This is a genomic window from Veillonella caviae (assembly GCF_003992125.1).
Lineage (GTDB): Bacteria > Bacillota > Negativicutes > Veillonellales > Veillonellaceae > Veillonella > Veillonella caviae.
The window spans coordinates 67,560-79,594 of record NZ_RQUY01000004.1 but is presented as its reverse complement, the minus strand read 5'-3'; the positions used below and the strand labels follow the sequence as shown (position 1 = coordinate 79,594).

Below are 12,035 nucleotides of genomic sequence, written 5' to 3'. Positions count from 1 at the left end.
CTTGTTTTGGGAGTATGAGGAGGATATTTTTTTGAATTGTTTACAGAATCCATTAATTTCTATTATTATTCCCGTATATAATACATGTGATTTCTTAGAAGACTGTCTTTGCTCGGTTCTTGCGCAGACTTATCATAATGTTGAAGTTATACTTATTGATGATGGCAGTACTGATGACTCTAGTGCTATTTGTGATAAGTTTGCAGATTTAGATAGGCGAATTAAGGTTATCCATACGAGCAACCAAGGCGTTGCTAGTGCTCGTCTAACAGCATTAGAACATTCTACTGGAGAGTACTATACATTTGTAGATAGTGATGACTGTTTAGCACCTGATGCAATACGCGTAATGTGGGATGCAATGAATTCCCATGAGGTGGACTTGGTAGTCTGTCAAGCTTTCAGAATATGTGGCAATGATATTAAAGCTCATTATAAGCGCCCTAATAGAGGATATTATGGTCGTAAAGATATTGATTCCTTATTGGAAACAAATGCTATTTTTGATATAACTACTGGAATTGCAGGATATCCATTTGAAATTTGGGGGAAACTGTATAAGAAGGAGTTTGTTGAAACACTGCTTTTAAGAGCTCAATCTTTATGGTATGCAGAAGATATGGCTGGGGGATTACAGTTACTTTATGATATAAGTAGTATGTATGTATTGGATAATCCTCTATATGGATATAGGGTGCGAGAAGGACAGGCTACACAGACGTATAAACCAGATCTATTAGGTAATGATACAAGACTATTTAATCTGTTTAAAGAAATCGATACGAAGGGGTATTTAAAAAATCAAATCCCTCAACGAGCACTTATGGAATTAATGCGAGTGTTAGGTGTAGCCGCTAAAGAATTTAATCGAAGTAAAGACTTCTTGACTCTCTTTAAAACTGCAATCGAATTTTATCCTGTTTGGAGCGGGACTGATGAATACCCGAAAGTGGTGGGACTTAAAAACCAAATCAAGTTATTTTTAATAAAATATAAATTGGCATATATTTATTATGCTATGATAAAATTTAAAAATTAATCACATTGAAGTGGTATTATACTAAAATGGACAGATAAAAATTGATCGTGATATTTTGAAATTTTGCTCGAAATAGTGTTGATTGTTTAGTAGGTCAGTAGAATATGAGTAGTTTTGAGAGAGTTAATTATGTCAAATCGTCGAATAGGGGCTTTGCTATCGTATCTTAATATTTTTATACAAGCCGTATTAGGCTTTGTATATGTGCCGCTCCTGCTTCATTATATGGGAAAACATGAATATGGTTTGTATCAACTTATGGGCTCTGTTGTTGCTTATTTAGCCGTTATGGATTTTGGCTTGAGTACGACAACGGTAAGGTTTTATTCTAAATATAAGGCATTAAAAGATACCATTAAAATGGAGAATTTATTAGCTCTTATGCAACGCATATATGCTGGGATTATTTGCCTTATGCTCTTAGTTGGTGCGACTATATATAATTTTTTAGATGTTATTTTTGCCAATGGTTTGACTGCTGCCGAACTTGTACAGGCAAAACATATTTTCCTCTTATTAATGGTTAATGTAGGGGTTACTTTATTTGGACTTTTATATCAATCAGTTATTAATTCTAATGAACGGTTCATTTTTTTGCGTGGCTTGAGTACGATTCAACTCATTGTACAACCTCTTGCAGTTATTGCTGTCATGCAACAGTGGCCTACAGCATTAGCTATGGTAGCTGTTTTAACTGTAATGAACTTGATTATGGTTATGATAAAAATTTGGTATGCCTATAGTCGGTTAAAGGTTAAAATTGTGTTCCATTATTTTGATAAGGATATTTTTAATCAGGCTAAGGTATTGGCATTTGCTGTTTTTTGTGTAGCTATTGCAGATCAAATTTTTTGGAAAACCAATCAAATCATTCTAGGTGCTATGTGGGGGACTGCGGAAGTGGCAGTTTACTCTATTGCATCTCTTATTTATATGAATTACATGGCACTATCCTTAGCTATTAGTGGTGTTTTTTTGCCACATGTAACAGAAATGGTTACTAATCGAGCATCTAATAAAGATTTGTCAGATTTGATGATTAAGATTGGTCGATTACAGACCTATTTGTTAGGATTAGTGTTAGGGGCTTTTATTGTTTTTGGTCGTCAATTTATTAGGCTTTGGGCTGGCGACTCCTTTTTAGATGCCTATATTATTACTATTATCATTTTAATTCCATTTACGATTGATTTAATCCAAAACATAGGCTTATCAATTATGCAAGCTAAAAATGTGTATGGATTTAGGGCTCGTGTGTATGGATTATTAGCACTAATTAATATAGGTGTAGCTATTCCCATGGCATATTATGGACGAGGGATTGGAGCGGCTTTAGCATCAGGTATAGCTTTATTTATTGTTAATGCAATTTGTATGAACTGGTATTATGCATATCAGCTACATTTGGATATTAAGCGTTTTTGGCAATCTGTGTCCAGCATAATTATTTCTACGCTTATATTAACTGGTATAGGTTGTATTGTTGTAGAGTTTGTCTCTCTTGTTAGCTGGCAATGGTTAATAGTAGGAATTATGTTATTTACTATCATTTTGTTTGGCTTATATTATTTATTCAGTTTTAATGAGTATGAGAAAAAATTTTTCAGAAAGTAGGAGTTATTTATGAAATCTTATAAAATTATCTCTTTTTTGGCAGCTATGGCCCTGACTGGATGTATGACAGGAGATGTTAATGCGCAACACCAAGTGTCTCCTAATGTGCCATTAGGATCTTATGTTTACGATTATGTAGATAAATTGGATGCAGTAGGGTATTTGCCAGAAGCTCGTCCTACAACGAAATCGTATAGTCGTCTACAAGTGGCAAAATGGTTAGTTCAAATGGAGCAAGTAGCACAAGGAAAATCTTCTAATCCAGATTATGTCCTTTCCATGTTGGGAGAGCTCCATAAGGAGTTTGCTACAGAGTTAGAAGCATTGGAAACAGGACGCAATGCTTATGATATTAAGGTGACAGAAGGCCAGTTGGAATTGGCAGCAACCGATGGTCGATCTATTAATCAAAATCGGGGACCTAAGGCAACGGCATCTACGTATCAACCGTGGTCTACTAATCGTGCCGGCTATCATTATGATAATGGCCTCAATGGATCTGCTTCTTTAGCTATCGAAGGAACGTTGGGGAATCACATGGCTATAGCAGTGACACCTCGATTTGACTTGGGTGGAGATACACATGAAGCATCATTGGCACAAGGGTATGCTAAAACCTATGTTGGGTCTATGGAAGTTCAGATTGGTAAGGATGATATGTGGTGGGGACCTAGTACACGTGGTGCGCTAGGGATTACCAATAATGCTAAAGCTCAAGTAGGCATTAAGCTATCCTCTTTAGAGAACATCAATATTGGTGGGAAGCTTCATTGGTTGGGGGCGATTAAACCTACGGTCTTTTATAGTAAATTATCTGACGGACGCAATGATGTTAAAGGCCCAGAACTCGTGGGGGCTCGTATGGAAATTATGCCGACTAAGCGTTTGAACTTGGGAGTTAGTTTACTGGCTATTACAGGTGGCGAAGGTCGACATATGGGCTGGAGTGATTGGGGCCGATTCTTTACAGGTAAAAATGCTGAAACTCGTGCTGCAGATAAATGGAATAGTCTAGCAGGCTATGATATTAGCTGGAAATTACCATCTCTTCAAGTGTATGGCAGTATTTATGGTGAAGATCAATCTACGGGTTCTATGGGGATACCATCTTTATCTGAATTAGCATGGAATGCAGGTGTTTATGTTCCTAAGCTTGATACCGAAGGGAATTGGGACGCTCGTTTTGAAATAGGTCGCACTAATCCAGCGTGGTATAATCACTGGGTATACTCTGATGGTTATACGCACAAGGGCGATATCATTGGCGATGCGATGGGAACTGATTCCAAACGTTTTTATGCTAGGATTGGGCATTATGACAAGCACGCAAATAGCATTGGATTTAATGTGGAGTACATAGATATGAACCGTTTACAGTCTCATAATCCAAGCACACTTGCTTTCTGGCTTGATAGTAGTCATAAAATTAAGGATGATATTCGCTTAAATGGTCGTCTAGGCTGGGCGCAATTGAAGGATAATGGAAACCGCAATCATGATTATTTGGTGAGTGTAAGCATGACGAAGTCTTTTAGATAAACAAATATTAATTTTTATGTAATTATTGCTAATACGCTTCTATTGACAATTCTATAGAAGCGTATTATTATATTTTTATACTTTAATACACTAAAGCGATAAAATAGAAAAGTGTAGATATTGTACAAATAATATAATAAGCAGATGTAATGAGTTGTGTGCTCTACAGTGTGTAGTTACTCTAGTCATTACAATGGCTATAGATATTAAATTGAGTAAACCATCAATAGATAATGGAAAGGGTGTTCACCATGATACAAAAGCAATTGCCTACAGGGTTCCGCGATGATATAGGGTCTGTGGCGGAGCGCAAGGATGATATTAGTCAATATTGGCTCGGTCTTTGTCGAGAGCGACAATATACAAAAATTTCTACACCTCTAGTAGAATATAAAGATGTGTTCAATGGTTATGCATTAGGACGCAGTCAACATATGTATGAGTTCCTCGATGGTTCTGATACATCTGTGGTCATACGCCCTGATTTGACAATGCCTATAGGTCGGTTCTTGTCCACTACGAATATTGAGTTGCCTCGTAAATTCTATTATCTTGGTGATGTGCTTATGAAAAATAAGCAGCATCGCGGCGATATTAACCAAGTTACACAAGGTGGTATCGAGATGATTGGTTATGAAGGGCTAGAAGCGGAGATGGAGTGTATTGCTACCATTAAGGAAGTGAACGATACGCAACTCAACGGTCGCTTGCAATTGGAAATTGGCGATGCTCGTTTCTCCCGTGCTATTACCGATACATTGGGCCTTACCGAAGTAGAACGAGACACATTGCTAGACGCATTGTTCACGAAGTTTTTACCTCGGTATAATGAGCTCATCGGTGATTACAAGAATAGTGCGCTCTATCCTTTCCTTTTGGTATGGCCTCGTCTTTTCGGTACGGTGCAGGATATTCAAGATGCTCTACAATCCGTTATCTTGCCGGCTCCAGCACAGCGTGTGTTAGATAATCTCCTCGATGTGGCTGCTCAGATTGAGGCTACAGGTCAAACGGTACGTATCGATATTTCTAGTGAACCGCCGCAGTCTTATTACACAGGACTCACGTTCCGTGGTTATGTGGACGGCGTGTCATCCTACATTGTCAGTGGTGGTCGTTACGACAATCTGCTATCCAATTTCGATGGTGTACCTATGCCAGCAGTGGGCATGGCTTTCAACATGGACGTTCTCACCGATGTGACTATGAATGGTGAAAGCACCCCACAGGGTGTAGATGTATTACGCATCGCCCTTACCAAAGGGCGTGTGGAAAAGGATTTTATTCCTCTTCTCGAAGCTTGTGGTATTGATTGCGAGCCACTACGCAATAAAGCGCGCAAGTTGATTATCCCTTTGGGAAATCAGTTAGAAGTTATCCTCGCTAAAGGGCCAGACGTAACGACGTATCTTAATAATGGTGTTGTAGACCTTGGCATTGTAGGCAGTGATGTGCTAGATGAACAAGACAACACTAGTTATGAAATGCTCGATTTGCAAACAGGGAAATGCCAATTTATTTTGGCTTCTTTAGCAGGGTACAACCCTAAAGAAGGTCGGCGCCAACGAATTGGAACGAAATACCCAACCATTACGAAACAATATTTTGGAGCCCAAGATGTAGAGATTATTAAAATCGAAGGTTCTGTGGAGCTAGCGCCTCTCGTAGGCTTAGCCGATGCCATTGTAGATATTACGGAAACGGGCACTACATTACGAGAAAATAATTTGAAAATCTTTGATTGGCTCAGACCTATATCGACACGTCTTGTGGCGAATCCATTAGCATTGAAACAAAAGAGAAATACTATATTTAATTTAATTGACCAATTGGCAGAAACCATCGAAAAGGCAGATGCTGAATAAATAGACTTAGGCATAAATTACATATATGAGGCATAAGATGAAAATTTACAAAGAATCATTAAACACAATGCTTGGCATTGTTAGAAATTACACACAACAAACGACAGACATGGAGATCGAACGTCGCGTATACGATATTATTGAACATGTACGTGCCAATGGTGATGCGGCATTACAAGAGTATTCCGAGAAATTTGACGGCGTGAAAGTGGACACTTTCAAAATCGACCAAGCTGTTATAGATGAAGCATACGATAATTTGCCAGAGGACTTGAAGAAAGCCTTATTGGTGGCGAAAAAGAATATTACCGAGTTTCACAGTCGTGAAATTGAGCAAGGTTTTGTAGATATGGATACGCCGGGCATCATTCGCGGTCAAAAGGTGACACCATTGGATAGAGTAGGTCTATATGTGCCAGGTGGTACTGCAGCGTATCCATCTACTATTATGATGACTGCATTGCCTGCTAAGATTGCTGGCGTTAAGGAAATTGTTATGGTTACACCTCCTCAAAAAGATGGCATTAATCCTGCTGTGTTAGGCGCAGCTAAATTGGCTGGTGTTGATGCAGTGTACCAAGTAGGCGGTGCTCAAGCGGTGGCAGCCCTTGCGTATGGCACGGCTCAAATTCCAAAGGTGGATAAAATCGTAGGTCCTGGCAATATTTACGTGGCTACTGCGAAACGTCAAGTCTTTGGACAAGTGGACATTGACATGATTGCAGGTCCTAGCGAAATCGGCGTTATTGCAGATGGTAGTGCAAACCCTGTACATGTGGCAGCAGACCTCTTATCTCAAGCGGAACATGATCCACGGGCTCGCGCTATTTTAGTTACTAATGATGAAAGTTTTGCTAACGCTGTATCTGATGAAGTAGAGCGCCAGCTTTCACAATTACCACGAGAAGAGATGGCAAGACCGGCCATTGAAAACAATAGTTATATCGCCATTATGGACAATGTAGAGGACATGTTCACCGTGATGAACGAAGTGGCACCAGAACATTTGGAAATCCAATTACCAGATCCAATGCAATACATGAGTATGGTACAGCACGCAGGTTCCGTATTCCTTGGTAAATACGCATCCGAACCATTGGGCGACTACGTAGGTGGCACGAACCACGTATTACCGACTAGTGGCACAGCTAAATTCTCGTCCCCACTAGGCGTATATGATTTTGTAAAACGCATTTCTTTTACCCAATTCACGAGAGAACGTTTATTAGAAGTGGCGAAGGACATCACTACATTGGCTCGTACCGAAGGTCTTGAAGCACATGCGCGAGCTATCGAAGTACGTTTTGAGGATTAATAGATACTAACAGATATGAGTAGCAGTACCTATTCGGCGAAATCATGCATTACAGGTTTCTAATGGCATGGCAGCGTAGGGAATAGTTAAGGACATGAGGTTATGATGACAGCACAGAACCGAACCGCAACGGTGACCCGCACAACGGGAGAAACGGATATTACTATTACACTGACCTTGGAGGGCAGTCAAGATATTCAAATTGATACAGGCATTGGCTTTCTTGACCATATGCTGCATTTATTGGCGAAACATGGTCGATTTGGCCTCATTGTGAAAGCCGTTGGCGATACATACGTAGATGCGCATCATACGGTAGAAGATATTGCTATTACTTTGGGACAAGCTTTGACAAAAGCCCTTGGTGACAAAGCAGGCATTGAACGCTACGGCGATGCGTGGGTACCTATGGATGAAGCGTTGACTCAAGTGGTTATCGATTTGAGCGGACGGCCATATATTGTGTTTAAAGGCGAATTTACAACACCTGTATTGGGCGGTAATTTTGAAACGGAATTAGTAGAGGATTTTTTCCAAGCTTTATCCGTCAGTGGCGCCATGAATTTACATGTACGCAATGAATATGGACGCAATACACATCACATTATTGAAAGCATGTTTAAGGCTACAGGCCGAGCATTACGCAAAGCAGTAACTATTAACCCCGATATTGTAGGGGTGAATTCTACAAAGGGAATGATTTAAATGAATAAGCCCTTCCATCCCTGTTGAATGCTATGACGAATAGGATGTTACATTAGATAGGAAGGGCAAACCTATCGATTCATTTCGTGCAATAGAGGCACGTATTTTTAAAGGAGCACCTATGATTTTTCCAGCTATAGATTTACAAGATGGCCGCAGTGTGCGCCTCTACAAGGGCGATTTTACAAAAGAAACGATTATAAATCCTGATCCAGTAGACCAAGCTAAGCAATATGAAACAGCTGGAGTAGGGGCATTACACCTTGTCGATTTAGATGGTGCTAAAGCAGGCAAGCCTGTAAATGTAGATATTGTACGCAATGTACGCCGTGCTTTTACAGGCATTCTCGAAATTGGTGGAGGTATTCGCGATAAAGAAGCGATAGATTTGTATTTGAATATGGGCGTAGACCGTGTCATACTTGGGTCTGTGGCACTGAAAAATCCAGAGCTTACCAAAGAGGTACTGGCACAATATGGTGCAGAGCGCATTGTTATCGGTGTAGATGGCAAAAATGGGAAAGTAGCAGCAGAAGGTTGGCTAGACCAATCCGATGTGCCTATGACTGATCTCATCGCTGCTATGGTTGAAGGGGGCGCTAAATATTTCATCGTTACCGATGTAGATAGAGATGGCACTATGCAAGGGGCAAACGAAGAGTTGTTAGCCAATTTACAATCTCAATTTCCTGCAGCTCGCATTGTTGCCTCTGGTGGTGTGCGCCATATGGAGGACATCGAGAACTTGGCTAAACGAGGCGTTATGGATTCAATCGTGGGAAAAGCGCTGTATGAAGGAACTATTACATTAGAAGAAATTGCAGCATTTAATCAGGAGGGCCTATGTTAGCAAAACGAATTATTCCCTGCCTTGATGTGGACGACGGGCGCGTGAAAAAAGGGGTCAACTTCGTAAATCTCGTAGATGTAGGCAGTCCGGTGGATATTTCGGCTACCTATGAACAACAAGGGGCGGACGAATTGGTGTTCCTAGATATTACCGCTACCGTTGATGCGCGAACTACTATGCGCGACGTAGTGAGGGATATTTCGGCACAAGTTTTTGTGCCTCTCACTGTAGGCGGTGGTATTAAAACGGTAGACGATATGACGGCTTTGCTGAAAGCTGGCGCTGATAAGGTATCTTTGAATTCCGCAGCCTTAGCTCGGCCAGAGCTTATTTCCGAAGGGGCTCAAAAATTTGGTAACCAATGCATGGTAGTGGCTATCGATGTAAAAACCGATCCAGATACAGGTAAATGGTATGCTTATACTCATGGTGGGCGTAAACGCACTGACTGGGAAGCCCTTGATTGGGCTGTTGAGGCAGTACGCCGTGGTGCTGGAGAATTGTTGGTAACCAGTATGGATAAGGACGGTACGAAATCTGGATTTGATATCGAATTGTATCAAGCTTTGGAATCCGTTGTAGATGTACCTATTATCGCTTCTGGTGGAGCAGGTAGGGTACAAGATTTTATCGATGTATTCACTCAAACAGGTGTGACTGGTGCTTTGGCAGCATCTATATTCCATTTTGGAGAAATTAGCATTCCTGATTTGAAAGCACAATTGCGTAATGCAGGCATATCCGTACGTTAAATACATGTAAATGTGTCGTGGCGGATTTCCAGTGTCTTTTTAGTGTAATACACTAGCTAGTTATGATGTATTCGTATGCATAGAAGAAGGAACAAACTAGTGGATTGTACTTATTTATAATATAGGAGGCTACATGAAACCAAATTTTGCAAAAGGCAACGGTTTACTACCGACGGTAGTACAAGATAGCAACACAAAAGAAGTACTCATGGTAGCGTGGATGAATGAGGAAAGCTATCATAAGACATTAGATACAAAAGAAACCTGGTTCTGGTCCCGCTCTCGTCAAGAACTGTGGCATAAAGGTGGCACCAGTGGCAATGTACAACGGGTGGTAGATTTGAAATTAGACTGCGACGGCGATACTTTGTTAGTGTTAGTAGAACCTAATGGCCCTGCATGTCACACAGGCGCAGTGAGCTGCTTTTTTAACGATGTAGAGTAATATATATTATAAGCAATATAGCAATATAATGAATACCGATAGTGTGGTGCTATATTGCTGACAGCGTTTTTGCTAGGATACACATAGAATGGTGTTTTCATTAGGATACATATAGAAGAGCATTTTTATTAGGATACATATAGAAGAGCATTTTTATTAGGATACACATAGAGGAGAACAACGATGGCACAACAAACATTAGATGAATTATACGCCATTATTAAAGGCCGCAAAGAGCAGCCAAAGGAAGGTTCGTATACGAACTATTTGTTTGATAAAGGGTTAGATAAAATTTTGAAAAAGGTCGGTGAAGAAGCAACCGAAGTTGTTATTGCCGCTAAAAATGAAGATCCTCAAGAGTTAGTATATGAAACAGCAGATGTACTGTATCATTTGCTCGTATTATTAGTAGAAAAAAACATTCCTTATGAAGCGATTTTAGAAGAATTAGCGAGCCGTGAAGGTGTTGTGAGCAAAACAGAGGAACGTAAGACTATCACGGATTTATAACGTTTTCACAGCTATTATGCGCATATAGCGTTTGCCAGATGATTACGGATTTATAGAGGGTGTAAAATTACTATGTACTTATAGAGGTGTAAGGCTATTATGCGTTTATAGGAGCTGATAATAGTTTTATATCTTAGCTATAGATACTATAGTGATATATATTGAGCTAATATAGATTAGGGTTAAATAGGATAGAAGGAGTGTAATATGAAAGAAATTATAGGTACATTAAAGCCATATGTGCCAGAGGAACCGGCGGAGTCCGTCAAACAACGTCTCGGTGTTGAGCGATTAGTGCGATTGTCTGCCAATGAAAATCCTTATGGCACATCTTCAAAGGTGCGCGAAGCAGTTATTGAATATGTAGCTAATCATGACGCGAACCTCTATCCTGATGGTAATGCATCTTCCTTGCGCACCGTATTGGCGAAGTATTGGAATGTAGCAGAAGATCAACTGGTCATCGGCGTTGGCCTTGATGAAGTAATTTCTATGGTTAATAAAACATTTATTACGCCTGGTAATTCTATCGTTATCAGTGTACCGACCTTTTCAGAGTATGCGTTGAATGGCCTCATCGAAGGGGCGACGATTCGAGAAGTTGAGTGTATTCCTGAAACCGGACAATACGATTTTGCTGCTATGCGCCGCGCCGTAGATGATACTACGCGACTCGTATGGATTTGTAACCCTAATAATCCTACTGGCACTTATGAAAGCGTAGAGGATATACGTGCCTTTATTAAAACACTGCCATCTACCGTATTAGTCATTATCGATGAAGCATATATTGATTTTGTCACTTCCTGTGATGTGCCTACAGCACGACAGTTGTTGGATGAATTCCCTAATGTGTTCATTATGCGCACCTTTTCAAAAGCCTATGGCTTAGCTAATTACCGCGTAGGGTATATGATGAGCAGCCCTGAATTAGCTAATTACATCCAAACGATTCGGTTACCATACAATTTAAATACTTTATCACAAGTAGCGGCAGAGGCAGCTTTTAAAGATCAAGAGTTTCTACAAAGTACAATTCAAAACAATGCGGCAGAGCGGGATCGGTGGGAACAATTGCTAGATGAATTAGGTGCAACGTATTATAAAAGTGGCGCTAATTTCATATTTATGTCTGTACCGAATGCAGATAATCTGGCAGACCTTTGGCTATCTAAGGGATATCAAGTGCGCCGTGGACAACGGCCTAATTGGCTGCGAGTTACATTACCGACCGCAGAGGACGGTGTAGTTATGCGAGAATTATTGCGCGAGTATATGAAAAACCTATAGAATCTATATGTCTGCATATCGTACTAGGGCTTGTATTGTTGTATAGATTTAATAGATATGTATAGAGTCAATAGATACATGTACAGAGTCTATAGATATAGAGAGAGCTAA

General features: G+C 40.1%; 11 protein-coding genes. All 11 read left to right on the top strand.

Translation table 11 applies throughout. The features are described from left to right. Nucleotides 1-31: 31 nt before the first annotated feature. The 11 genes from EO120_RS02600 to hisC all read left to right on the top strand — a co-directional run bounded on the left by EO120_RS02600 (nt 32) and on the right by hisC (nt 11,924). On the top strand, nt 32-1,039 hold the full coding sequence (locus EO120_RS02600) for a glycosyltransferase family 2 protein (RefSeq protein WP_164725714.1): 1,008 nt from the start codon (nt 32-34) through the stop codon (nt 1,037-1,039). 129 nt (nt 1,040-1,168) lie between these two features. Then, complete coding sequence (locus tag EO120_RS02595) at nt 1,169-2,653, top strand: lipopolysaccharide biosynthesis protein (protein ID WP_127133950.1); 1,485 nt, start codon at nt 1,169-1,171, stop codon at nt 2,651-2,653. A 9-nt stretch (nt 2,654-2,662) separates the two neighbouring features. Continuing rightward, the gene (locus tag EO120_RS02590) at nt 2,663-4,192 is read left to right on the top strand and encodes a capsule assembly Wzi family protein (RefSeq protein WP_127133949.1); all 1,530 of its coding nucleotides are present in this window, start codon (nt 2,663-2,665) and stop codon (nt 4,190-4,192) included. A 251-nt stretch (nt 4,193-4,443) separates the two neighbouring features. Next, nucleotides 4,444-6,057 (top strand): ATP phosphoribosyltransferase, encoded by a 1,614-nt coding sequence (gene hisG / locus EO120_RS02585; protein WP_127133948.1) that lies wholly within the window; start codon nt 4,444-4,446, stop codon nt 6,055-6,057. Between the two features lie 37 nt (nt 6,058-6,094). Beyond that, the gene (gene hisD / locus EO120_RS02580) at nt 6,095-7,372 is read left to right on the top strand and encodes a histidinol dehydrogenase (RefSeq protein WP_127133947.1); all 1,278 of its coding nucleotides are present in this window, start codon (nt 6,095-6,097) and stop codon (nt 7,370-7,372) included. Between the two features lie 105 nt (nt 7,373-7,477). Continuing rightward, nucleotides 7,478-8,077: an imidazoleglycerol-phosphate dehydratase HisB gene (gene hisB / locus EO120_RS02575; RefSeq protein WP_127133988.1), complete on the top strand. Its 600-nt coding sequence runs from the start codon at nt 7,478-7,480 to the stop codon at nt 8,075-8,077. Nucleotides 8,078-8,198: 121 nt separating this feature from the next. Beyond that, nucleotides 8,199-8,927, top strand: coding sequence for a 1-(5-phosphoribosyl)-5-[(5-phosphoribosylamino)methylideneamino]imidazole-4-carboxamide isomerase (hisA, locus tag EO120_RS02570; protein ID WP_127133946.1), 729 nt, complete (start codon nt 8,199-8,201; stop codon nt 8,925-8,927). Further along, complete coding sequence (gene hisF, locus EO120_RS02565) at nt 8,921-9,679, top strand: imidazole glycerol phosphate synthase subunit HisF (protein WP_127133945.1); 759 nt, start codon at nt 8,921-8,923, stop codon at nt 9,677-9,679. The genes hisA and hisF overlap by 7 nt, the downstream gene beginning before the upstream one ends. Before the next feature lie 133 nt (nt 9,680-9,812). Beyond that, entirely contained in the window at nt 9,813-10,124 is a 312-nt protein-coding gene (gene hisI, locus EO120_RS02560; RefSeq protein WP_127133944.1) for a phosphoribosyl-AMP cyclohydrolase, read from the top strand. A 183-nt stretch (nt 10,125-10,307) separates the two neighbouring features. Then, nucleotides 10,308-10,634, top strand: coding sequence for a phosphoribosyl-ATP diphosphatase (gene hisE, locus EO120_RS02555; protein ID WP_127133943.1), 327 nt, complete (start codon nt 10,308-10,310; stop codon nt 10,632-10,634). Nucleotides 10,635-10,841: 207 nt separating this feature from the next. Continuing rightward, complete coding sequence (hisC, locus tag EO120_RS02550) at nt 10,842-11,924, top strand: histidinol-phosphate transaminase (protein WP_127133942.1); 1,083 nt, start codon at nt 10,842-10,844, stop codon at nt 11,922-11,924. Nucleotides 11,925-12,035: the final 111 nt, after the last annotated feature.